The organism is Campylobacter sp. P0103, from assembly GCF_002139545.1.
Lineage (GTDB): Bacteria > Campylobacterota > Campylobacteria > Campylobacterales > Campylobacteraceae > Campylobacter > Campylobacter devanensis.
In genome coordinates this window covers 108,515-133,903 of record NZ_MJKG01000001.1, presented here as the reverse complement: position 1 = coordinate 133,903, position 25,389 = coordinate 108,515, and the positions used below count along the sequence as shown (strand labels likewise).

23 protein-coding genes are annotated in these 25,389 nt (G+C 33.3%); 11 read left to right on the top strand and 12 right to left on the bottom strand.

All coding sequences use genetic code 11. The features are described 5' to 3' along the window. Positions 1-305 precede the first annotated feature (305 nt). From CIGNP103_RS00660 to metK, 11 genes are all read right to left on the bottom strand, one after another. Positions 306-1,256, bottom strand: coding sequence for a methylenetetrahydrofolate reductase (locus CIGNP103_RS00660; protein ID WP_141031695.1), 951 nt, complete (start codon positions 1,254-1,256; stop codon positions 306-308). A gap of 52 nt (positions 1,257-1,308) precedes the next feature. Then, positions 1,309-3,570, bottom strand: a complete 2,262-nt coding sequence (gene metE / locus CIGNP103_RS00655) for a 5-methyltetrahydropteroyltriglutamate--homocysteine S-methyltransferase (RefSeq protein WP_086268407.1) — start codon at positions 3,568-3,570, stop codon at positions 1,309-1,311. 418 nt (positions 3,571-3,988) lie between these two features. Then, entirely contained in the window at positions 3,989-6,079 is a 2,091-nt protein-coding gene (locus CIGNP103_RS00650) for an RNA degradosome polyphosphate kinase (protein WP_086241311.1), read from the bottom strand. 15 nt (positions 6,080-6,094) lie between these two features. Continuing rightward, positions 6,095-7,042, bottom strand: coding sequence for a UDP-3-O-(3-hydroxymyristoyl)glucosamine N-acyltransferase (gene lpxD / locus CIGNP103_RS00645; protein ID WP_086244614.1), 948 nt, complete (start codon positions 7,040-7,042; stop codon positions 6,095-6,097). Beyond that, positions 7,042-7,506 carry an acetolactate synthase small subunit gene (gene ilvN / locus CIGNP103_RS00640; protein WP_086224528.1) on the bottom strand — a complete coding sequence of 155 codons (465 nt, stop codon included), beginning with the start codon at positions 7,504-7,506 and terminating at the stop codon, positions 7,042-7,044. The genes lpxD and ilvN overlap by 1 nt, the downstream gene beginning before the upstream one ends. A 2-nt stretch (positions 7,507-7,508) precedes the next feature. Continuing rightward, a complete protein-coding gene (locus tag CIGNP103_RS00635) occupies positions 7,509-9,185 on the bottom strand; it encodes an acetolactate synthase large subunit (protein WP_086268406.1) in 1,677 nt (558 codons plus the stop codon). A gap of 111 nt (positions 9,186-9,296) precedes the next feature. Continuing rightward, on the bottom strand, positions 9,297-9,911 hold the full coding sequence (locus CIGNP103_RS00630) for an HAD family hydrolase (RefSeq protein ID WP_086268405.1): 615 nt from the start codon (positions 9,909-9,911) through the stop codon (positions 9,297-9,299). Continuing rightward, a complete protein-coding gene (locus CIGNP103_RS00625; protein WP_086268404.1) occupies positions 9,904-10,221 on the bottom strand; it encodes a hypothetical protein in 318 nt (105 codons plus the stop codon). Before CIGNP103_RS00625 ends, CIGNP103_RS00630 begins: the two co-directional genes overlap by 8 nt. Beyond that, on the bottom strand, positions 10,218-10,604 hold the full coding sequence (locus tag CIGNP103_RS00620; RefSeq protein WP_086267814.1) for a rhodanese-like domain-containing protein: 387 nt from the start codon (positions 10,602-10,604) through the stop codon (positions 10,218-10,220). Before CIGNP103_RS00620 ends, CIGNP103_RS00625 begins: the two co-directional genes overlap by 4 nt. 10 nt (positions 10,605-10,614) lie before the next feature. Beyond that, positions 10,615-12,387 (bottom strand): protein-disulfide reductase DsbD, encoded by a 1,773-nt coding sequence (dsbD, locus tag CIGNP103_RS00615; protein WP_086243689.1) that lies wholly within the window; start codon positions 12,385-12,387, stop codon positions 10,615-10,617. A 4-nt stretch (positions 12,388-12,391) separates the two neighbouring features. Then, entirely contained in the window at positions 12,392-13,585 is a 1,194-nt protein-coding gene (gene metK / locus CIGNP103_RS00610; RefSeq protein WP_086244610.1) for a methionine adenosyltransferase, read from the bottom strand. A 317-nt stretch (positions 13,586-13,902) separates the two neighbouring features. On the opposite strand from metK, the gene sstT reads away from it, so the two are divergent. The 3 genes from sstT to CIGNP103_RS00595 are packed head-to-tail and all read left to right on the top strand — an operon-like array spanning position 13,903 to position 17,300. Beyond that, the gene (gene sstT, locus CIGNP103_RS00605) at positions 13,903-15,135 is read left to right on the top strand and encodes a serine/threonine transporter SstT (protein ID WP_086268403.1); all 1,233 of its coding nucleotides are present in this window, start codon (positions 13,903-13,905) and stop codon (positions 15,133-15,135) included. A gap of 1 nt (position 15,136) precedes the next feature. Then, positions 15,137-16,849, top strand: a complete 1,713-nt coding sequence (locus tag CIGNP103_RS00600) for a M3 family oligoendopeptidase (protein ID WP_086268402.1) — start codon at positions 15,137-15,139, stop codon at positions 16,847-16,849. Then, on the top strand, positions 16,827-17,300 hold the full coding sequence (locus CIGNP103_RS00595) for a hypothetical protein (protein ID WP_236847401.1): 474 nt from the start codon (positions 16,827-16,829) through the stop codon (positions 17,298-17,300). The genes CIGNP103_RS00600 and CIGNP103_RS00595 overlap by 23 nt, the downstream gene beginning before the upstream one ends. On the opposite strand, the gene CIGNP103_RS00590 is transcribed toward CIGNP103_RS00595, so the two are convergent. Then, on the bottom strand, positions 17,287-18,153 hold the full coding sequence (locus CIGNP103_RS00590; protein WP_236846210.1) for a LysR family transcriptional regulator: 867 nt from the start codon (positions 18,151-18,153) through the stop codon (positions 17,287-17,289). The two genes, CIGNP103_RS00595 and CIGNP103_RS00590, sit on opposite strands and share 14 nt — an antisense overlap. A gap of 185 nt (positions 18,154-18,338) precedes the next feature. Here CIGNP103_RS00590 and CIGNP103_RS00585 point away from each other — a divergent pair, with 185 nt between their 5' ends. The 8 genes from CIGNP103_RS00585 to era are packed head-to-tail and all read left to right on the top strand — an operon-like array spanning position 18,339 to position 25,389. Next, positions 18,339-20,387 (top strand): ATP-dependent helicase, encoded by a 2,049-nt coding sequence (locus CIGNP103_RS00585; protein ID WP_086268401.1) that lies wholly within the window; start codon positions 18,339-18,341, stop codon positions 20,385-20,387. Beyond that, positions 20,384-21,211, top strand: a complete 828-nt coding sequence (truB, locus tag CIGNP103_RS00580; RefSeq protein ID WP_086268400.1) for a tRNA pseudouridine(55) synthase TruB — start codon at positions 20,384-20,386, stop codon at positions 21,209-21,211. The genes CIGNP103_RS00585 and truB overlap by 4 nt, the downstream gene beginning before the upstream one ends. Then, positions 21,199-21,426, top strand: a complete 228-nt coding sequence (gene csrA / locus CIGNP103_RS00575) for a carbon storage regulator CsrA (protein WP_086224540.1) — start codon at positions 21,199-21,201, stop codon at positions 21,424-21,426. Before truB ends, csrA begins: the two co-directional genes overlap by 13 nt. Next, the gene (locus tag CIGNP103_RS00570) at positions 21,423-22,169 is read left to right on the top strand and encodes a 4-(cytidine 5'-diphospho)-2-C-methyl-D-erythritol kinase (RefSeq protein ID WP_086233175.1); all 747 of its coding nucleotides are present in this window, start codon (positions 21,423-21,425) and stop codon (positions 22,167-22,169) included. Before csrA ends, CIGNP103_RS00570 begins: the two co-directional genes overlap by 4 nt. A gap of 39 nt (positions 22,170-22,208) precedes the next feature. Continuing rightward, complete coding sequence (rplI, locus tag CIGNP103_RS00565; RefSeq protein ID WP_086233174.1) at positions 22,209-22,652, top strand: 50S ribosomal protein L9; 444 nt, start codon at positions 22,209-22,211, stop codon at positions 22,650-22,652. Beyond that, the gene (gene hslV, locus CIGNP103_RS00560) at positions 22,652-23,188 is read left to right on the top strand and encodes an ATP-dependent protease subunit HslV (RefSeq protein WP_086224543.1); all 537 of its coding nucleotides are present in this window, start codon (positions 22,652-22,654) and stop codon (positions 23,186-23,188) included. The genes rplI and hslV overlap by 1 nt, the downstream gene beginning before the upstream one ends. Positions 23,189-23,191: 3 nt before the next feature. Beyond that, entirely contained in the window at positions 23,192-24,514 is a 1,323-nt protein-coding gene (gene hslU, locus CIGNP103_RS00555; protein ID WP_086268399.1) for an HslU--HslV peptidase ATPase subunit, read from the top strand. After that, positions 24,511-25,389, top strand: a complete 879-nt coding sequence (gene era, locus CIGNP103_RS00550) for a GTPase Era (RefSeq protein WP_086224545.1) — start codon at positions 24,511-24,513, stop codon at positions 25,387-25,389. Before hslU ends, era begins: the two co-directional genes overlap by 4 nt.

Here is a 25,389-nt window from a genome sequence, read left to right as displayed (position 1 = left end):
TATTATTAAGAGAATTAAAAAAAATTAAAAGCCGTTTAATCAACATTTAAACATTTTTTTAAAGTTTGTAAAATCTATAAAAAAAGAATGTAAAAAATGTAAAACAAAAGCTATTATTTTGATTTTGCTAAAAATACTCTCAAACATCGCTAAAATTAAAGTTTAAGCTATATTAGATTAAATACTTTTTTACATAATAGCTTATAATATAAGACAACATCAAAACTAAATATTAATATTAGATTATATAAAATCATCCAATAAATTTAAATGATTTTATATAATATCTATCTTAAAAAAATTATTTATTCATCAAATTTAGAAGCGCTTTGAATTTTACTCTTTGTATTTTCTAATGAATGATTTTCTATAATTGCAATTATCCCTTTTAATAACCTAATCGAAGCATTGATCTCAACCTTTCTAGTAGAAATGCTCTCAATATTTGCCCCTACACTTACGCCCTTAGCTAAGCCATATTTATATAAAAACTCAAACATATCAAGGCTAAGCTTGACTGAGCTCTCTAGTGCATCATCACTATCAAAAATCCTATGTCGTGATAACTCGCTAACTGAAATACCAAGCCACTGCATAAATTCAAAAGTCTTTATATTACCACACGGTGTAAATGTGAATATAATTGGAGTATTTTTGATTCCTAAGGCGGCAAAATCATCTAAAAATTTCTTAGCTGTTTCAATATCATAAACAGCCTGTGTGATAAAAAACTCGCAACCCTTAACACGCTTAGATGCCACACGCAAATCTTCATCGTGTTTTTTAGTGTGTCTCTCAGGAATGCATATACCACCAAGTGTTAAATTGCTAGCTATTTCCTTTTTCATTTTATAGGCTTCATTTAGGCTTAGTTTTGGGGTATCGTTGGCTGAACTTGCGCCCACAAATACGCTTATAGCACTATTATAAGTAAGCAAAAAATCCTTAAATTCATCTCTATCATAATTCCCAACTGCTTTATATATCACAGCTTCATATCGATTTTGCAAATAATCTTTAGCATAAATTTCAGGCTTTATTGTACGGACAAACTCAAATGTTCTATTGCTAGAGTTGCGATTACTCTCATCTTGAAGGTCGTATATTACAAGACCATCTATCTTTATACCATCAAGCCTACTAAGTTGTCTAAGTGCTATCTCTTTAGCCTCATCATGACTTAAGCTAATCTTAGGCGGTGTAAGACCATATAGAACAATTCCAGATTTTCCTTGTTTTATCTTATCTTTTAGCATATGACTCCAAATTTACTTAAGAGAGCCAACCGAAGTTAGCTCTATAAATAAATTAACTCATACGAATGATTTTGACTGCTTTTACCATATTTTCTAGGCTTGGTTTTACCTCTGGCCATTTGCGAGTTTTTAGCCCACAATCTGGATTAATCCATAGTTGAGATATAGGTAAAACTTCTAATAAGGCATTGATCTGTGCAGCAATCTCTTCAACTGTAGGAATTCTAGGACTATGGATGTCATAGACACCTGGGCCTACTTCTTGTTTATAGCCTACAGATTTAAAGATTTTTAGAAGTTCATTACCACTTCTTGCTGTTTCAATGCTAATTACATCGGCATCCATTGCTTCTATTGTTTTAATAATATCGTTAAATTCAGAATAGCACATATGTGTGTGAATCTGCGTAGATGCTTTTGCTACGCTAACGCTTAATTTAAAGCAATCAACGGCGAATTTTTCATATGCTGGGATATTTTCTTTACGAAGTGGATATCCCTCTTTAAATGCTGCTTCATCAACTTGGATTATTTTAATACCAGCTTTTTGCAAGTCATCTATCTCATCATATATACAAAGTGCAAGCTCTTTAGCAATTTCACTTCTTGGTTTATCATCTCTTACAAAGCTCCAATTTAGGATAGTTACAGGGCCTGTTAGCATACCTTTCATTATTTTTGATGTGCGACTTTGAGCATATGTAATCCAATCAACTGTCATAGGCGCTGGGCGGCTTACATCACCAAAAAGAAGTGGTGGCTTAACGCATCTACTACCATAGCTTTGAACCCAACCATTAGCACTAAATGCGTAGCCTTTTAGCTGTTCGCCAAAATACTCAACCATATCATTTCTCTCAGGCTCACCATGGACTAATACATCCAATCCACACTCTTCTTGGAATTTGATACAATCATCAATATATTTTTTGATTTCGCTCTCATAAGACTCTTTTGTCATTAGAGATTTTTTATATGCGTTGCGGACTTGGCGAAGCTCTGGAGTTTGAGGGAAGCTACCAATTGTTGTAGTTGGAAGATCAGGTAGATTAAAAGCCTCTTTTTGAATTTTAATACGCTCTTCATATGCTGTATCTCTATCAAATTTAGTTAGAGATTTTACTCTATTTTGAACATTTATATCATTGATTAACTCTGAAGTTTTTCTTGAAGCGACTGCTGAGCGATTAGCCTCAATCAATGAGCTACCAATCTCACAAAAATCACCACCATTTACCAATTTTTTTAGAAGTCTAAGCTCTGTAAGCTTCTCAACGCCAAAGGCTAACCACTCTTTTATACTTAAATTCTCTTCATATTTTAAAGTATATGGCACATGTAGAAGTGAGCATGAAGTACCGATATATAGGCGTTCATCTGGGATAAATGCTTTGATTTTATTTACAATTTCAGCTTTAGCATCTAGATTGCTTACCCATACATTTCTACCATCTATTAATCCAGCAAAAAGCACTTTATCGCTATTTGATAGTAGTTTTAGAGCCTCTTCTTGACAAGCTGCATGGACAAAATCCAAACCTATAGCCCAAATTTTACTCTTTACTACTTGAGCTACAGCTTCATTTGCATGCTCAAAATATGTCATAAATATGATTTTAACATTATCTGCAACACTTGCAAGCGTGTCATAGATAGGTACAATTTTGCTAGCTAGCTCAGCTGCTCTATCTGTTACAAAAATTGGTTCATCTATTTGAATAATAATCTCATTATCAAGCTTTGAAAGTTCAGCAATTAGCTTTACATACTCACTACTTAAAGCATCTAAATGATCAAGCGCATTGCTACCATCTGTTGTTTTACTAAGAGCTAAGAATGTTATAGGGCCAATTAAATTTATTTTTGCATTTTTTACACCAGCTTCTTTTGCCTCTTTATATTCAGCAACAATCTTGCTGCTATCTAGATTAAATTTAACATCGCGACTAAGTTCAGGAACTATATAATGATAGTTTGTGTTAAACCATTTTGTCATCTCCATAGCTACGCTATTTGCATTTCCTCTAGCCATTGAGAAGTATAAATCATAGCCGCTAAGTCCAGCAAAGCGCAGAGGAATCGCACCAAAAGTTACAATATTATCAAGCATTAAATCATAATATGAAAAATCATTTACGCTAATTAAATCTACTTTTGCATCTATTTGATAATTCCAATGGCGTTTTTTTAACTCAGTAGCTACTTTTTCTACTTCACCAAAGCTAGTTTTACCAGCCCAAAAACTCTCAAGAGCAAATTTAAGCTCTCTTTGCTCGCCAATTCTTGGAAATCCTGTTACGAAACTTTTTGACATTTTATTATCCTTTTATATATTTTTAAATTTATTTGATCTGGCTGTATGAATGGCACATTTCAAACAAAACAAGTGGCGGTTGAAGTCCATGAAATCTATAAAATTGACTAAAATCACTACAATAGAAATTTTTTAGCTTTAATAGAGTTATACGTGTTTTTCGCTTAAATATACAATTGCAATGCACTGGAAAAGTGACCACAAAAGCCAAATAGGATATAGCATTAACAAATGAAAGCTGTAATCTAGCTAAAAATGTAAATTTATCACTATTTAAAGCTTTAGAAATAGCACGGTAAGCAAGTACGCATGGGACAGCTCATAGCCTTTATATCCTTAAAAAATTTAAAATTTGGCGGGAATTTTAGCAAAAATCTTATAAATACTAGCTGAAATAGCCCTGATAAAGCAAGGGCTATTAACTCTCTTTAAATAGTTTTGAGGCTAGAATTTGAACTTTGTCTTGGTCGCTAGATTTTTTCATTGTTTTGAAAATTTTATTTAGATAACCTTCAAAAAACTCTTGATTATTTACTACTTTTTCGCCTTCAGATTTTATTATACTATGATACTCCCCATCACTACCTAGCTCAAATGCCAACTCATTATCTTGAACTTGCAAGCGTAGTATTTCACTCAATTTACCTTGAGATACCGGATCAGTAATTGGAGTCATCAACTCTAATCTACGCTCAAGATTTCTTGGCATCCAATCAGCGCTACTGATATAGAATTTAGGATTAGCGTGTTTAAAATAAAATATTCTAGCGTGTTCAAGGTATTTACCGATTATCGATCTAACCTTGATATTTTGACTCATTCCAGGCACACCAGGGCGCAAACAGCAAATACCGCGTATTATTAAATTTATCTGTACACCAGCGTTGCTAGCTTCATATAGCGCCTTTATTACATCGCTATCTACTAGCGCATTCATCTTAGCTATGATTCTGCCCTCGCTACCCATTTTGGCTTCGTTTTTAATCATTGCAATCACACGCTCTTTAATCTGCATTGGCGACATTGACAATCCATTTAAGCGGCGATTTTTACTAAAGCCTGATAAAATATGAAAAAATGTTGTGGTATCTTTTGCTACATCGGCTCTAGAGGTAAAGTAGCTTACATCGGTATAAATCTTAGCACTACTACCATTATAATTACCGGTACCTAAATGAATGTAGAAATTTAGCTTATCCCCTACTTGACGAATAACTTGACTAACCTTTGCATGCACCTTAAACCCTGTAATACCATATATTACATGTGCACCAGCATTTTCTAGTGCTTTTGCCCAATGAAGGTTATTTTCCTCATCAAATCTCGCTTTTAATTCAACCATTACAGTAACTTGCTTGCCTTCATTAGCAGCATCTATTAATGCTTGAATTATAGCTGAGTTTTTCTCCACTCTATATAAGGTCATTCTAATTGATATAACCTTTGGATCTTTAGCTGCCTCTCTAATAAACTGCGTAACAGGATCAAAACTCTCATATGGATGAAATAATAACACATCTTCTTTATCGATAGCATCAAACATAGAAATATTTTGCCCAAATGGCGGTAAAGTCTTTGGTGTGTATGGCGGAAGTAGTAAATGAGAAAATTCCTTATCCCCAATAATTTGCCAAAGCGCTCCAAGTGTTAGTGGAATATTATATTCATAGATATCTTTATAAAAGATTTTCATATGTAAATTTAGAAAATCTAAAATCTCAGGATCGCATCCGGAATCTATTTGAAGTCTAACAAATGCCCCTTTTCTACGAAGCTTAAGCCCCTGCTCTAAAATCATCATAAAATCATCGGCTTCTTCTTCTTCAATTACCATATCAGCATTTCTAGTAACCCTAAACGCACAGCTACTAAGCAATCTATAACCCGGAAATATCTCTTCAGCGTGCCTATGAACTATACTCTCAATTGGCACATAAATTCCATCACCAGCATAATAAAATCTAGGTAAAACTCTACTAATTCTGATCATACCAAACTTAATAATCTCAGGGTGAGCATCATCACAAAGTTTAACTGCCAAAGCAAAGCTAAGGTTATTAAGATGCGGAAATGGATGTGTAGGATCAACAGCAATTGGCACAATAACAGGTAAAATATTTGAGAAAAAATATTCATCTGCTCTAGATTTTACCTCGTCACTTAACTCTTCATAATTTTGGATAAATAATCCATGTCCTGCAAGCTTGCTAACTGTATCTTTATAGTAATTTTCTAGTACCTCTTGTTCATCTTTTAGGTATTTTCTAATCTCTCTTAACTGATCTAGTGGAGTCATCTCATCGCTACCGCTTACTACGATACCAGCAGCAAATAACTGTTTAAGTCCTGCGATTCTGATCATATAAAATTCATCCAAATTCGTACAGTAAATCGCTATAAATTTAAGTTTTTCAAGTAGTGGAAGATCCTTGCTACATTGTGCTAAAACTCTAGAATTAAACCTAAGCCAAGATAATTCACGATTTATAAATTGATCCTTATTTTCCATATTTTACCTTTTTTGCTATTTTTTGCTACCAAATTCACGCAAGAATCTAGCCTGTGTTTTAAACCACTCTTTAAGCTCCATAAGTGGATATCCGCCATACTCTTTATAGCCTTCAATACTCTTTGATACAGCGCCACGCCCAGCAATCTTAGCAAAATCACCTATGCTTAGATGCCCTGCGGTTCCGCTTTGACCGCCCATTATCACATTGCGACCAAGCTTTGTGCTACCTGCTAAACCAACTTGAGAGACCAAGATACTGCCATAGCCGATTTCACAATTATGGCCTATTTGGACTAGGTTATCAATTTTTGAGTATTTACGCACAATTGTCGGCTCAAAAACTCCCCTATCTATCGTGGTACAAGCGCCAATTTCTACACAATCTTCTAAGATTACCCATCCATTGTGATATATCTTAATGTGTTCGCCAGTTTTGGTATGTGCGTAGCCAAAACCATCGCTACCGATGACTGAATTTGCGTTAATTATACACTCATTGCCTATTACGCTATCAGCGTAGATTGTAACATTTGGGTGGATTATACAATCACTGCCGATTGTTACATTATCACCTATATATACTCCGGGCATTATTAGGCTATTTTTGCCGATAGTTACGCCACTTCCTATATAGGCATTTGGCATTATAGTTACGCTCTCATCTATATTTGATGGTTTGAATTCTCTAATCAATGGCTTTGAGAAGTATTTTGATAAGATAGCAAAAGCAAGATGGGGATTTTCTACCACAACCGCCCTACTCTTTACCATATCCACCATATCTTTACTCACTAGCACAGCACCAGCCTTACAATCAGCTAGATATTTTGTATTTTTAGGTGAATCGCAATAGCTCATTTGAGCCCTTTGAGCTAACGCTAAGGAGCTAAGAGAGACAATCTCGATATCATCACCGTTAAATTCTAATCCCAAAATAGAGTAAATTTGACTTAATTTCATCATACTTCCATCATTACTGAGCCGCTTCGAACTATTTGTATTGGGTTATATTTTTTCATAACTTTAATAAAACAATCAATTCTAGCAGAGTTATCACAGCCCATTACTATTATGTATTGTTCATTTGCGTTAGCTACTATAGCGTTATATGATTTTAATATCGCATCAAGTCCGCTAAAATCCTCATTTAGCGAAATTTTGATAAGCGCCATCTCTTTTTCTACATATTCGCCACTATCATCTATAACTTTATAAGTTGGTATGAGTTTGTGAAGTTGCTTAACTATCTGCTCAAATACTCTAGCATCGCCACTTGTGGTGATCGTAACCCTAGAAAATTCACTCTCTGGCACAGGAGCTACAGTCAAAGAGTCTATATTGTACCCACGCCCTGAAAATAGCCCAACTATACGGCTTAAAACCCCGTGTTCATTTAATACAATTGCAGAAATAACCCTTCTCATTCTCACTCCAATATCATATTATAAATAGCCGCACCGGCTGGCACCATAGGCAAGACATTTTCAAATCTATCTATTTTAACCTCAATCACACTCACGCACTCACACTCTAAAGCGGCATTTAAAGCAGATTCAAATTCGCTCTTTGTAGTAGCTACAAATCCCTTACCACCAAAACCTTCACAAATTTTGACAAAATCAGGCTGAATGCTAAGATCGGTATTAGAGTATCTCTCATCGTAAAAAAATGTTTGCCACTGACGCACCATACCTAAGAAATTATTATTTAAGATGATATTTATCACTCGTTTTTTATTCGCTACTAAGGTCATTAGCTCTTGGATATTCATCAAAAATCCACCATCACCGCTAACAGCAATAACAGGCGCATCACTAGCCCAAGCAGCCCCCATCGCAGCTGGAAGCCCATATCCCATAGTGCCTAAACCGCCACTTGTAAGTAGCTGTCTAGGGCGATTAAATGGGAAAAATTGCGCAACCCACATCTGGTGTTGGCCGACATCTGTGGCGATTATGCTCTCTTTTGGCAAAATTTCTCCCATTTTTTCTATTACCCATTGAGGCTTTAAGACTTCATCGCTATCTTTATAATTAAGCGGGTGAAGCTTTTTGTAAATTTCGATCTGATCTCTCCAAGCGCTAAATTCATCGCCATTTAAATTTATCTTCTCATTTAATTCTATCATTACATTTTTCAAATCGCCAACAATAGGATAATCTACTTTGACAATTTTACCAATGCTACTTGGGTCTATATCTATATGTATGATTTTGGCATTTTTGGCAAATTCGCTTAGTTTGCCTGTAACTCTATCATCAAATCTAGCCCCAAGACAGATGATCAGATCAGCCTCGCTTAATGCCATATTGGCAGCGTAGCTACCATGCATACCAACCATAGCTAAATTTAAAGGATTAACAGGGGTTAAAACTCCAAGTGCCATTAGAGTCTCTACTGCTGGAATTTGGGTCTTTTGGATAAATTCTCTAATCTCATCACTAGCCCCGCTACTTACAGCGCCACCGCCTATATAGGCTATTGGTTTTTTGGATGCCATGATGGCTTCACAGGCCTTTTTAATCTGATTTGGATGGCCTTTTGTGGTTGGCTTATATGTTTTCATCTTTATCTCGCTAGGATACTCAAAATCGCCAATAGCAGCCGTTACATCCTTAGGTATATCTACATGGACTGGGCCTGGGCGGCCACTTCTTGCTATATAAAAAGCTTGTTTTAAGATAAGTGGCAACTCTTCAATGCTTTTGACTAAAAAATTATGCTTCACGCAAGGCCTTGATATACCTACGGCGTCAATCTCTTGAAATGCGTCTGTTCCGATTAATGGTAGGCCAACTTGACCGCTAATTAAAACTAATGGGATGGAGTCAGCATACGCCGTAGCTAGACCGGTTATAGCGTTTGTAAATCCTGGGCCGCTAGTTACAAATGCCACGCCGACTTCGCCACTAACTCTTGCGTAACCATCGGCTGCATGTAGGGCTGCTTGTTCGTGGCGAGTTAAAATATGGGTGAAATACTCTTGTTTATATGTCTCATCATAGATATTTAATGCTGCGCCACCAGGATAACCAAAAACAACGCTAACACCTTCGTGTTTTAGCGCTTCGCTTATCATTTGCGAGCCATTTAGCTTTTTCATATTTTTACCTTTAATTAAAATTCTTTGATTATAGCATTAAATTTTAATCATAAAGTTTAAAAATATGAATTTTAGTTAAATAAAATTTCTAAATGTATCGAATTTACACAGTTAGCCTATGTTTTTTATAACTTCGTTAGCGTTTTTACAATTTATCTCACCTAAAATTTGGATATCTCTACCCCAAGTTACATTTATATATTTTATATTTGCGTTTTTAGCCGCCATAGAATCCTTATAACTATCACCAATAAAAATAGCTCGTTTACCAAGGCTATCCATAATCAAATTTAACATATTAGGGGCTGGCTTGCATGGAACTTTATTACTAGCACCTATAATCATCTTAAATTTATCTAGAATTTTAGTATTTTTTAAGATTATCTCTAGACTAGAATTAGGTGCATTAGATGCTACTGCCATAGCATAATTTTTATCCTCGCAATACTCCATAACTGCCATAGCCTCATCATATACTTTAGCATGTAAAAAGTAATTTTTTTGATACTCATCTTCAAAGATTTTCATCATATTATTACTGATTTTATCAACACCATAAAACTCTATCATATAGTTTTTTGCCGGATTGTTGATAACTTCGATAATATAACTATAACTAAGCGGAGTTAAATTTAACCCTAAGCGCATATAATTAATAGTCTCACAAATAGCTTGCGTGCTATTAATTAGCGTTCCATCCATATCAAAAATTATAACTTTACTCATAAATTTGACCTTTATGCTTATCTTTTTTATAGCTTTTTGAATTTTTGAGCTTTTGGAGTGAATTAGCAGCCTTTAAAAGCATCGCCTTATCATCTATGGCAATGACTAAATTTACAAATTCACAAAGTGATTTTGCATATGGTTGATCAAGATAAACTGGCTCTATTTTAACTAAAATTTCTGCATTTTTTTCTACTAGCGTGCGAAATTTAATACTATCATAGTCATCACGCTTTAGATTTCTTATAACTAATTTAGCAAATTTTTCAAGCCCACGTAGGTATTTAACTCGCTTTACTTTATCATTCATGGTTTTACTATATCTAATCCTTTTTGCGATGCTAGTATCATACCACCAGAGAGATTTATCACATCTTTATAGCCATTTTGAACTAGCAATTCAGAGGCTCTTAGACTACGTACTCCACTTCGACAAATTATAGCAATTTTCTTATTTGGATCGATTTTCTCCTTGATATTTTCTAGAAATTTCTCATTAAATTCACCATTGTTATTAGTTAAATTTACTAAAATGGCACCCTTTAAAACGCCCTGCTTCCACTCATTTGAAGTTCTAATATCGATAATCTGTATACTATTATCACTCATTACACTCTTATCAATATCTACAGAAATATATTTAGCCATCGCCATCGAAGTTGCCAAAAACATCACTATTAACACCTTTATCATTTAATTTGCCTTAAATTTGATTTAGCCTTTGTAGTAACTCATTAGGACTAATTAATCCAGTAATTTGAGATTTTAGCTCACCATTATTATATATTAATAAAACTGGAGGTCCATAAATTTGATACTCTCTCATTAGCTCCTCATTTTCTGGGCTTGATTGGCTTAAATCAATCTTTATTAGTATAAACTCATTAAGCTTCTTAGCCACATCGCTTTGGGTCAAAACATCACTTTCAAGCTCTTTACAATTAACACACCAACTCGCCCAAAAATCTATCAAAATTGGCTTTTGACTAGATTTTATAATCTCTTTTAGCTCTTTTAAATTGGTTACATATTTAAAATTAATATTACTTTTATCTTGCGTAATTAGCAAACTTGATTTTAAATTTGATCCAAATTTACTCACACTAAAATCAATAACTATCACCATACTAATAGCAAAGATTATAAGCATTACTCCTTTTATTGCACGTTGAATTATACTGCTAGCATTTTCAAACGCACCAAAAATCACAGCTAAAATAACACCTAAAACGCCCTGCCCTAGCAACGAAATTTCATCGCCAATTACTGGTGAAATAATCCAAAGTGCCATCGCAAGCATAATAAAGCCAAATATAATCTTAATTTTTACCATCCACTCGCCTGGCTTTGGTAAAACCCTACCTCCACCAAGCCCAATAGCTAAAAGTGGAAGCCCCATACCTAAACTCATTACAAATAAAGATAATCCGCCAATAACAATATCCCCGCTATTTGCGATATAAAGTAACGCTCCAGCTAACGGTGCTGCCACGCATGGTCCTACTATTAAAGCTGATGCTACGCCCATAAAAATAACACCACCCATTCCGCTAAATTTAGAACTTTTAGTATTTAGGTAAGCTTGTAATGATTTTGGTATTTCTATCTCAAAAAGTCCAAACATTGAAAGTGCTAATACAATAAAAACAATACTAAAACCAATCAGTACTACTGGAGTTTGAAGCATTCCTTGGACACTAGCACCCAAAGAGCTTGCTAATACTCCAGCTATAGCATATGTAACACTCATAGCTAATACATATATAAGGCTGATTATAAAGCCACTTTTGGCACTTTTAGCCCCTTTAGCGACAATCAAGCCTGAGAGAATTGGAATCATTGGAAAAATACATGGGGTAAGAGATAGCAAAACGCCGTATATAAAAAATGTTGATATTGCCCAAAAGATGGAATTGTTTGCTAAATTTATAGCTATTTGTGACTGCTCATTTTGAGTTTTTTGATTAGACAAATTTTGGCCTGATGCTATATCTTTAGATAAGCTAACTAATTCTTCATCATTTCTAGTAGCTAAATTTGTTTTGTTTGTAGAATCTACTAGATATCTACTAGATATAACGCTACCACTTGAGTCAAATTCAACTCCAAAGCCATCCTTTAATGGTTGATAACAAAAGCCACTATCGCTGCAACCTTGGTAATAGATATCAAGATTAAAGCTATTTTTACCCAACACAATTCCTGCTGGGATAAAAATCTCTAAATTCCTATAAATATCATAGCCCTCATATTTTATCGCCTTAGGAATATTTAAAAGTCTTGTGATATCGTTATTATCTAGCATTATCTTGATTTTATCTTGATATAAATATACACCATCTGCAATATCAAATTTAGCTATTATACCACTTTGATTATCTCCGCTAATATTAAGCTTAAAAGCATCTTTGGGATCTAGCACACCACCAAAGCACAAAATCCCAAAGAATAAAAAAATATATAAGAGATTTTTCATAGATTTAAATTTGCTGGAATAACTCTATAGCATCTAGCTGCTCCCATGGATAACTAGGATCGCCAACCTGCCCTTTAGCTGCTACATCAGCGTATAAAAATGTATCTTTGCTAGGTTTATCTAGGCCAAATTTATCTGTTATCCATTTTGGAGTTAGGGCAAATTTATCATGTACAAACTCAGATAATTTATCATCATCACTATTTATATTTGTACCCATACAATCCACGCTTACGCTAACAGGTTTTGCCACACCTATAGCGTAACTTAGCTGGACTATACACTTTTTAGCAAGACCTGCTGCGACTATATTTTTAGCTATCCATCTAGCAGCATATAGACCGCTTCTATCTACTTTTGTATAATCCTTACTACTTTGTGCGCCACCACCTATTGGCGAGTATCCACCAAAGCTATCTACTATTAATTTTCTACCTGTTAGACCGCTATCATGAAGTGAGCTATGATTTACATATCTACCTGTTGGATTTATATAGATTATGGTTTTATCTTTATCATAAAGCTCTTTTGGTAGTCCGGCGTCGTCTATTAAGCTTTGGATTAAGGCTCTTACCTCTTCTATTTTTAAGCTTTCAACGCTTGGGGCTGAGACTACTATTGTGTGGATTTTTTCTGGTTTGCAATTTTCAAAATTTGATTTTGTGCCATAGTCTATTGTAACTTGAGTCTTTATATCTACGCCTAATTTATCAGGGTTTTTAAGAGCGTATTCATAGACTTTATCACAAAGCACTCTTGCGTAAGTTATCGCTGCTGGCATAAAATTGCTTGTCTCATTTGATGCAAAACCAAACATAATTCCTTGATCTCCAGCACCAATTTCACCACTGCTTTGATCTACGCCTTGATTGATATCTGGGCTTTGCTGGTTTAAAAATACATCTACCTCAATATCATCTGGATGGAGACATTGAGCTTTGCTAAAGTGCGGATTACCATTATAACCGATTTTTGCTAAAGCTGATTTTACTATAGATCTGTACTCTTGGTGGCTTAAATTTACACTTGAGTTGACTTCGCCTCCAATTATAATATGCTTTCCAGCGACAAAAACCTCACTAGCTACTCTTGCTTTTGAATCTTGTGAAAGTATCGCATCAACAATGCTATCAGCTATGATATCAGCGCACTTATCTGGATGTCCTGGGCTTACAACTTCACTTGTAAATAGATACATATTTTTCCTTATTATATTTGATTTTTGGGCGCAATTCTAGCATAATTTTTGTAAATTATATATTAATTCTATACCCTAAATTTAATAGTAGCAATGGTTTGGATATCTTTTTCATAGATTTAAATATGAGGTTAATCTATATTCAAATAATTAACAATATAAATAATACGACAAATATAAAATAATTTGTAGCTTATTGTATTTAGAACAATATAAAATTAAGTTAAAAATTTAGTGTATTTTTTAAAGTTTTGTAAAGCCAAATTTAATTAAATTTCAAATATAATATTAGTTTTTATTAATTAAAAAGGATTTTAATGATTAGACATATTGCTCAGCGATATAAAGATGGGAATTTGATAATTCAAATTTTAGTTGGTATTGTTTTTGGTGGGATTTTAGGATTTATAGCTCATAGTGGTAATTCATTTGCTCTAAATTTAACTGATTTAGCAGCGATCTTAGGCTCTCTTTTTGTAGGTGCGCTAAAAGCTGTGGCGCCTGTTTTAGTATTTGTGTTAGTAAGCGCCTCTATAGTACTTAGAGAATTTGGCCGTACTAATGGAATGAAAAATGTGATAATATTATATCTAATTGGCACATTTTTAGCCTCTTTGGCTGCTGTGTGTGTTAGCTTTATATTTCCTACTACTTTAGTGTTACAAAATACATCTGTAGCTATGAGCACAGCACCTAGTAATATAGCAGTGGTATTAAAAGATTTAGTATATAAGATTGTAGATAATCCACTAAATGCTATTGCAACTGGTAATTATATTGGGATTTTAGCTTGGGCTATTGCAACTGGTTTGGCTCTTAGACATTGTAGCAATGAAACAAAAAAAGTATTTAAAGATATTAGTGAAGCAATTACAAGAATAGTTAAATTTGTAATTCGTCTAGCGCCATTTGGTATTTTTGGTCTTGTAAGCATCAGCGTAGCTCAGACTGGATTTGCCGCACTTGGTGGATATGCAAAGCTTTTATTTGTTCTTGTAGGGACTATGCTATTTGTGGCTTTTGTGATAAATGCTGTTATTGCTTTTATAGTTATTAGAAAAAATCCATATCCACTTATAATGACATGTATAAAAGAGAGTGCTATTACGGCGTTTTTTACCAGAAGTAGTGCTGCAAATATTCCTGTAAATATGAATTTATGTAAAAAATTAGAACTAAATGAAGACCTATACTCTATCTCTATACCTCTTGGAGCTACTATCAATATGGCCGGTGCAGCTGTTACCATAGCTGTGCTTTCTCTTAGTGCAGTTTATACTTTAGGGATTGAAGTTGGATTTTGGAATGCCTTATTACTTAGCATTATAGCAGCAATTGGAGCATGTGGTACTAGCGGTGTAACTGGTGGCTCGCTTATGCTTATTCCATTGGCATGTTCATTATTTGGAATTAGCAATGATATAGCTATACAGGTTGTAGCTATAGGATTTATTATTGGAGTGATTCAAGATTCAGTAGAGACTGCATTAAATAGCTCTACAGATGTTTTATTTACTGCTATTGCATTAAATAACACTAAGGGAGTATGATATGATATGGGATCTATCTAAATTTTTTGCTAGTAGCGATGAGCTAGATACATTTTGTTTAAATTTACAAAAAAATGCCAATGAGTTTAATTCTAAATTTAATAAAAATCTAAACTCATTAAAGCCTAATGAATTTAAAACTGCAATAAGTGAATATGAGCAAATTTTAGCTGATATTGGCAAGATAATGAGCTATGCGTATTTAAAATTTGCCAAAGATACAAGCCAAGGGGCGTTTTTGGCTAAATATGAAGAGATTTGTACTAAGATTGAAGAGCAAATTCTATTTTTTGAGATTGAATTTAATGAGCTTGATAAAGATAGACAATCTAGCTTTATAGCCATAAATCCTAAATTTAGCTACTACTTAGAAAATCTAGCTAAAAATAAAGCTCATCAGTTGAGTTTTTTAGAAGAGAGAATTTTACTAAGAACTGCAAATACTGGTGCTAGTGCATTTAGCAGATTGTTTGATGAGAGTATGGCTAGAGCTAGATTTGAGTTTCGTGGGCAAAGCTTAAAAGAAGAGGAGATTTTATCTAAGCTTAGTAGCGATGATAGAAGCGTTAGAAAAGATGCTGCATACTCACTAAGCAAAGGTTTAGAGCCGATGCAACACCTACTAACATACATATATAATATGATAAAAACAGATCTAAAAAATAGCTGTGAGTTACGCGGATATGAGCTAGGTGAATCAAGTAGACACCTAAGCAATCAAATAGAAAAAGCTAGCGTAGATGCGCTAATAAAAGCTAGTGAAAATAGCTTTGATCTAGTGGCTAAATTTTATAATAAAAAGCGTCAAATATTAGGTTATGATAAACTATATGATTATGATAGATACGCACCTCTTGGTGGCGATGAACAGATAAGTTATGAAGAGGCTAAAGAGATTGTAATTGATGCTTTTAATAGTTTTAATCCACTTTTTGGCACTTTGGCCAAGAGAGCTTTTAATGAGAATTGGTGCGATGTATATCCAGATAAAAATAAACAAGCTGGAGCATTTTCTCACTCTGCTAGTAGCGATGTGCATCCATTTGTACTTTTAAATTTCACAGGTAGAAGGCGTGATCTTTTTACTTTAGCACATGAACTAGGCCATAGCATACATCAATATCTTAGCTATGAAGTAGGCTATCTTAACTCACATACTCCACTTACTACTGCTGAGACAGCTTCAGTATTTTGTGAGATGTTGGTTTTTGAATATATTAAAAACACTCTACCAAAAGAGCAAAAAACTGCCCTACTAGCTGGCAAAATAGAAGATATTTTTGCTACACTTTATAGACAGATTAATTTTACTACATTTGAAAGACGAGTTCATGCTTATGATGGCGAAATAAGTAGCGATGAGCTAAATCAAATTTGGCTAGAAGAGTCTAAAAAGATGTTTGGCGACTCTTTAGAATTAAATGAGTATTATAAAATTTGGTGGAGCTATATACCGCATTTTATCCACTCACCATTTTATTGCTATGCCTACTCATACGCTCAGCTTTTAGTGCTTGCTCTTTTTGGACTATATAAAAGTGGAAAATGTGAAAATTTTATAGAGATATATACTAAGTTTTTATCTCTTGGCGGTAGCAAGAGTCCAAAAGAGCTTGTCGCTATGTTTGGATTTGATATTGATGATGAGAAGTTTTGGAGTGTAGGAATTGCTCAAGTAGCAAATTTGGTAGATGAGTTTATACAAGGGGAGTAAATTTATGCTTGAAGAGTTTTTAAAAGATAGTGAGTTTGCATCTATGATGCATAGAAATGTTTATGATTTATTAAATTTTTTGATAAAAAAAGGGGCTACATTTGATATTTTAGTAAATACTAAATTTGTAAGCTTTAATCCCGAATTGCCTGATGAGATCAAATCTAGTTTTAATCCATCTGTTATTTTATTTAGTCTAGCTGGATATTCGCTAAGCAGTGTTGAAATTATTAAAGACGAGATAAAATTTGAAGCTGGATTTGGGCCAGATAATTTTGCTAGCGTAGTAAACATACCAATTGGTGCTATTATCAGAATTAGTATAGATGAAAATCCTATATTAATAAATTTTGCTACATATAGCCCAAGCGACTCCAAAACAAAACAGGAGCGCTCAAAGCAGATATTTTTAAATAACCCTAAAAATAGAGATATTTTTAAAGGTCAATAGATATTTTACTAACCTTTTCTAGTATGGACTCATTCTCTTTGAGTCCTGCTATAAATACTGGACGAATAATATTAACACCCTCAATTTCTACTGGAAATAAAGTGCCATTGGCAATTGATTTTTTCACCAAAAAATTAGGCAAAAACGCTACATACTCTCTAGATTTATTATTTAGCATTGCGCACCTAGTAGCTATAGCACCATCAAGAGTATAGACAGTGTGTAAATCATCATAATTTACACCAAATTGCTCAAAATAACCTTTTAAAAACGCCTTCGTTCTATCTGTGATAAAGTTAAATTCACTAAGCTTTGCTGGAGTTATTTTTTGATTTGGGACTTTATTTGAGACTAAGATTATCTCATACTCAAATAGCTTTTTAAATATCAAATGATCATTATATAATCTCTCTTGCGTCATTATAATATCGCATCTTTTATCCATTAAACTTGATACTAGATCATTATTTGTATCGGCTATTTTTACATCTAAATCGCTATTTATAACATTGCAAATTTTATCTAACATAAATGGCAAAATAGCATGAGCTATAAGTAAGTTTGTAGCAACTGAGATTTTAAATTTCTCATCTTTTATTCTATGAGCTTCCTCTTTAAATCTAAACATAGCTCCTTCAAATTTAAGACATAATTTATAAAATCTATCCCCCTCTTTTGTTAAAACAATCCCATTTTTACGCCTAACTAAAAGCGTAGTTTGCAACATTTCTTCAAGCTTTTTAATCTGTAAAGTAACGGCTGGCTGAGAAAGGCCTAAAGTGGCTGAAGCTTTTGAAAAACTTTTTTCTTTAACAATCGTCATAAATGTATATATTTTATTAAAATCTATCAAAACAACCCCTTTAGTAAATTTACTTTTTCAATTTTATTAATTTAATCCTTAAACTAGATTTTAATTTTATATAATGTTTACTTATATTAATATTTAATAATTAATCTGTAACTTTTTGTAACACGTATTATTATTAAGTTAAAATTTGATATAATCTTAGCTTTATTAACAAAAAAGAGTAATTTATGAACAATTTATTAAATTCACTTAATGAAAATCAAAAAATAGCCGCCACCCATATAGATGGCCCAATGCTAATCTTAGCTGGAGCTGGAAGCGGTAAAACAAAAACCATAACTTCGCGTCTAGCCTATTTAATAAGTGAAGTTGGCATAGATCCACTAAACACTCTTACGCTTACATTTACTAATAAAGCAGCCACTACTATGAAACAGCGTGCTATGGCTATGCTTGGTAATTATAATACAAATCCATTGCTTTGCACATTTCATAAGTTTGGTCTATTATTTTTAAAATTTCATATAAATCAATTAGATAGAAGCAATAACTTTATAATAATTGATACTGATGATAAAAAAAAGATTATAAAAGAGATAGAGAGCGAAGTCCAAACCGCCATAGTAGCAAATGAGATATCAAAATACAAAAATATGCTTTTAAGCGTTGAAGCTGTTATGGATAGCTCCAAATTAGACGCTCAATACACAAAGACAAATTACGAAAAAATAGCAAAAGCTTATAAATTATATGAAGAGTATTTAAAGAGTAATAACTTAGTTGATTTTGATGATCTTTTGTGCTTGACTTATAATATTTTGGCTAAAAATCCAGATTTGAGCGATCAAATTTCAGATAGATATAAGTATATAATGGTAGATGAGTATCAAGATACAAATGATTTACAATACAAACTACTTCGCCAGCTTTGCTATAATCACCAAAATTTAGTTGTCGTAGGCGATGATGACCAAAGCATATATGGATGGAGAGGTGCAAGGATAGAAAATATCTTGAATTTCAAAGATCAATTCAGTAGCGTCAAACTAATCAAATTAGAGACTAATTACCGCTCTACTCCATCTATACTAAATGCTGCTAATGAGCTAATAGATCACAATAGAACAAGACTTGGCAAGAGACTAGTCAGTCAATTAGCAGATGAAAATCCTATAGAAATTTTAGAGCATAGTGATGAAAATGCTGAAGCTAAAAACATCGCTACAAAGATAAATAAACTCCTATCAAGTGGCGTATCGGCTAACGAAATTGCTATTTTATATAGAGTTAATGCTCTATCAAGAAGCTTAGAAGATGGGTTAAACAAAGCTAGAATTCCATATAAAATGGTAGGCGGAGTCAAATTCTATGAAAGGGCTGAAATCAAAGATATTATAAGCTATTTAAGGCTGATTTTAAACCCAAATGATGACTTCTCTCTAACTCGCATTATCAATCGCCCAAAACGGGGTCTAGGCAAGGTAAGCTTGGCTAAATTAGAGAAATTTGCCTTTGATAGCAAAACTTCTTTATATAATGCGATATATATTGCTGGCGAGGATGTATTGAGCAAGAAATTAAGCCAAACATTAATTGAACTAGCAAACAATATAAAAGAGCTATCAACTCTAGCACCATACGATTTGATAAGTAGATTTGACTCTATATTTGGGATAAAGGCATATTATGAGAGTCTGCCTGATGGAGCTGAGAGGGTTATAAATATTGATGAATTTTATGCTTTATTGAAAGATCATATATTAAATACGGAGAATTTCGATTTAGAAGAGTTTTTAAATGAGCTTGCGCTTGAGAGCGAGCAAGATAGAATTAGCGATGATGCTATATCTATTATGAGTGTGCATGCTAGCAAGGGGCTTGAGTTTGAGCATCTATTTGTAATTGGGCTTGAAGAGGGATTTTTCCCGCTTCTTGGCGATGGAAGCGATATAGAAGAAGAGAGACGCCTAGCGTATGTAGCCATCACTAGGGCTAAAAGGGGATTAAATTTATCATACTCAAATTCACGGTTTTACAAAGGCCAAAGATCAAGGCTAAATAGATCAAGATTTCTAAGTGAAGCTGGCCTTTGTGAAGGCTCTTTAAAGATAGAGAGCCAAAATGAGTTTAAAAAAGGCGATCTAATCAAGCATAAAATTTTTGGTATTGGGCGAGTTGTAGAGGTGGCTAAAATCAAAAATGAATTTAAACTAAAAATAAATTTTGGTGGAAATATCAAAGATATTATCTCATCTTTTGTAGAGAAGGTTGTATGAATAGGCTATTTGTAGCGTATAAGCCAAAAGGTATGGTATCAAACCGCTTTTTAAGCATACTTAAACGAAAATATGGAGTCAAAAAGGCTGGATTTTCTGGGATTTTAGATCCATTTGCGAGTGGTTGCTTGATTGTAGCATTTGGGGCATATACAAAACTTTTTAACTACTTAAACTTAGAACCTAAAATTTATAGAGCTACGCTTTGGCTAGGGGCTAGTTCAAATAGTGGAGATAATGAAAATATCAACCAAATTCACCTTCCACCTACTCTAGATGAAACACAGATAAAAAACGCCTTACAAAATCTTCAAGGCAAAATAAACTACACACCACCAAAATTTAGTGCTAAAAAAATTGATGGCAAAAGAGCTTATGAGTTAGCTAGGGCTGGGAGTGAATTTGAGTTAAAAGAGTGTCAAATGGAAGTTTTTAGTACTAAATTTATAAGCTATTGCCACCCATTTATCACATTTGATATAGCAGTTTCAGCTGGGTCATATATACGCTCTTATGCACAAATTCTAGCAAAAAATTTAGGATTAATAGGTACATTAAGTGCGCTTGAAAGAATCAGTGAAGGAAAATTTAAATTTCAAAACGAAACTCCACTAAATCCATTAGAATATCTAAATTTAACTAAAAATAGCTATAAAGGCGATATTTTAGATATAGTTTTAGGTAAAAAACTTAAATGTAGTGATTTTGAAACTAGTAGCGATGGGGAGTATCTAATTGAATTAGATGATACTTTTAGCATAATTAAAATAGAAAATCAAGAAGTAAAATATATGATAAATAGGATGGAAAAATGCTTATATTAACACGAAAAGTTACAGAATCAATCAAAATTGGAGATGATATCGAAATTACAATTTTAGGTATTGGTACACAAAATGTAAAAATAGCAATTCAAGCACCAAAAGATATCTTAATTCTACGCAAAGAGTTAGTAAGAGAGATTGCCGATAATAACACAGTTGCTAGCGAGCCAAAGCAAAATTTGCTAGAAATTCTAGCCAAAAAGATATTTAAATGAGAAGTTTTGCTAAGATTAATATTTTCTTAAAAATTACTGGATTTCGTGGGAACTATCATGAACTAAGCTCTAGATTTATTATTTGTGATTGGTTATATGATGAGGTTGAACTAGTTAAACGAATAAGCGATGGTCTTATTATAGATAATCCATTTAGCGATAATATTATCTTTAAGGCTTATGATGCTTTAGTAGCGCTTGGTTTTAGCAAACAGCTTGAAGAGTTTTTTAAATTCCATCAAGTAAGTCTAATTAAAAATATTCCAGTTGGTGGTGGCTTAGGTGGTGGTAGCAGTAATGCAGCAACCTTTTTACACTTAGTAAATGATACATTAAATTTAAATATTTCACAAAAAAAATTAATGCAAATAGCTCATAAAATTGGTGCTGATGTAGCATTTTTTGTAAGCAAATTTAAAGCTGCAAATGTAAGTGGAATTGGCGAGATTGTAGAAGAATTTGATGATGATATACCAAATTTAGATATTATCACTAGCTCTATTTTTTGCTCTACTCCAAAAGTTTTTAACCAATATAGAGCTAATTTTAATGGATTTAATGAGAATTTAGCTAGAGATTTAAAAAAGCTAAAAAGTAGCGAAATTTTAGTAAATTTTACAAATATACAGTTAAATGATCTTTTAAAACCATGTCAGCAGATTTATCGTGAGCTAGATATTGCTAACGATGAGTTTTTAAGTGGAAGTGGAAGCACTAAATTTAAAACCAAAAATTTAACATAAAAAAGTAAAATAACCCAAATCAAATTTAAAGGAAAAGTAATGAAAGTACTACTAATAAAAGATGTAAAAGGTCTAGGTAAGGCTGGTGAAGTAAAAGAGGTAAAAGATGGCTATGGCAATAATTTTTTAATAGGCAAAGGATATGCCAAGGCCGCTACAGACGCTGTGCTAAGACAATGGGAAGCAGCCAAAAGAAATGAAGCTCAAATCAAAGAGTATGAGATTAGCCAAAATGAAAAGCTAAAAGATGAATTAGCTGGAGTTAAAATCACTATAAAAACAAAGTTAGGAGCCAATGGAACTCCATTTGGTAGCATTACCAAAGATGAAATAGCAAAAGCATTAAAAGAGCAAAAAGGCTATGAAATAGATAAAAAATCTTTAGAATGTGATAATATAAAAGCTATTGGCGAACATGAAATTTCAGTTAAATTAACTCACCAAATTCATGCTAAATTTAAAATAGAAGTAGTAGGTGAGTAATGTTTCATGCTACTACTATACTAGCTTATAGAGGCAAAGATGCTGCTGTAATAGGTGGTGATGGTCAAGTAAGCTTTGGTTCTACAATTTTAAAAGGCAATGCTGTTAAGATAAGAAAGCTTTATGGCGGGAAAATTTTAGCCGGATTTGCTGGTTCTACTGCTGATGCGTTTAATCTTTTTGATATGTTTGAGAGAATTCTTGATGGAGTCAAGGGTGATTTACTTAAGGCTGTAATTGAATTTAGCAAAGAGTGGAGAAAAGATAAAGTATTAAGAAAATTAGAGGCTATGATGTTAGTACTAAATCGTGATCATATATTTTTACTAAGTGGAACTGGAGATGTAGTAGAACCAGAAGATGGCAAGATAGCTGCTATCGGAAGTGGTGGTAATTACGCACTCTCAGCTGCTAGGGCTTTAGATAAATTTGGATCTCTTAGTAGTGAGGAATTGGTAAAAGAGAGTCTAAAAATAGCCGGAGAGATCTGTATTTATACAAATACAAATATAAAAACTTATACATTAACGGATTAAAATATGAACTTAACACCAAAAGATATAGTAAAATTTTTAGATGATTATGTAATTGGTCAAAATGATGCTAAAAAAGTTATCGCTATTGCACTTCGTAATCGCTATAGGCGTATGCAATTACCAAGCAATATTCAAGATGATATAGTGCCTAAAAATATCTTAATGATAGGCTCAACAGGCGTAGGTAAAACTGAGATAGCAAGACGCCTTTCAAAACTATTTGGGTTGCCTTTTATCAAAGTCGAAGCTAGTAAATATACAGAAATTGGCTTTGTAGGTAGAGATGTAGAATCTATGATTAGAGATCTTGCAATGGCGGCGCTAAATTTAGTCAAGCAAGAACATCGTGAGAAAAATAGCGATAAAATAGAAGAGTATATAGAAAAGAGAATTCTAGAAAAGCTCCTCCCACCACTACCAAATGGCGCAACTGATGAGAAAAAAGAGCAATATCAAATCAGCTATGAAAAGATGAAACAAAAACTAAAAGATGGCAAGCTTGACGACCTTACTATTGAGCTAGAAATCGACCAAGCAAGCTTTGAAGCTGGATCAAATTTACCGCCTGATATGGCTGCTATGCAAGAAAGCTTTATCAAAGTTATAGGTATCACAAATAAAAAAGTAAAAAAAGAGCTAAAAGTAAAAGACGCAAAAGAGAGCCTAAAAAACGAAGCTAGCGAGAAAATATTAGATATGGAAAGCATTAAAGCCGAAGCATTAAGAAGAGCTCAAAATGAAGGAATAATATTTATTGATGAGATAGATAAAGTTGCTGTAAGTAGTGCTGGTTCATCTCGCCAAGACCCTAGCAAAGAAGGAGTCCAAAGAGATCTATTGCCTATTGTAGAAGGTAGTGATGTATCTACTAAATTTGGAACTATTAAAACTGATCATATACTATTTATAGCTGCTGGAGCATTTCATATCTCAAAGCCAAGCGATCTAATTCCTGAGCTTCAAGGTAGATTTCCACTGCGTGTAAGTCTTGATAGCTTAGATGAAGATGCCCTATATGAAATTCTAACAAAACCTAAAAATTCACTTTTAAATCAATATAAAGCCTTACTTAATGTAGAGGGTGTAGAACTTGAATTTAGTGATGATGCTTTAAGGCAAATTGCTAAACTAACTCAAAGTACCAATCAAAAAGTAGAAGATATCGGAGCTAGAAGACTTCATACTGTTATCGAAAAACTACTTGAGGATATTAGCTTTAATGCTGATGAATATAAAGGCCAGAAATTTAGCATAACAAAAGAGTTAGTTGATGAAAAATTAGGGCAAATTTGCCAAGATGAAGATAGGGCAAAATATATATTATGAGAAGCGGATTTGTAACCTTAATAGGCAGAACAAATGCTGGTAAAAGTAGCCTTTTAAATTACTTGCTTGATCAAAAAATATCAATGGTCTCACATAAGCAAAATGCTACAAGACGAAAAATTTTAGGCATTGTAATGAATGAGCAAGACCAAGCAATCTTTATAGATACCCCAGGTCTTCATGATAGCGCTAAGACATTAAACAAACTAATGGTTCAAAGCGCTATTAAATCTTTAGGTGATGCAGATGCAGTAGTATTTGTAGCTAGTATTTTTGATAGTTTAGAAAATTACGAAAAGTTCTTAAGCTTAAATACTACTTTACCTCATATAATCGCACTTACAAAGATAGATGAAGCGAGCCAAGATAAGCTATTTCAAAAGTTAAATGAGTATCAAAAATACTCAAATAATTTTCAAGCTATAGTCCCAATAACTATTAAAAAACAAGCCTATAGAAAGATTTTTTTAGATGCTCTTACCCCCCTGCTTCCAGAGCATCCTCATTACTATGATCCAGAGTTTATCACCACAACAAATGAAAAAGATATTTATAGAGATTTTATATTAGAGGCTATATTTGAGTGTGTTAGTCAAGAGGTGCCATATAGTTCTGATGCGATTGTATCAAAGGTAAAACAAAAGAGCGATATCTTAGAAATCGAGGCTAAAATTATAACAGATAATACCCACCATAAGGCAATTTTAATAGGCAAAAATGGTGCTACTATTAAGCGTATTGGAATCGTGGCTCGCAAAATTATAAGTGAATTTAATAATCAAAAAGTATTTATTAAATTAAATGTAGAGATAGATAAAAACTGGCATACTAATGAAAATAGCATTAAAAAATATTTAGATTTAAAAGGAAATTAA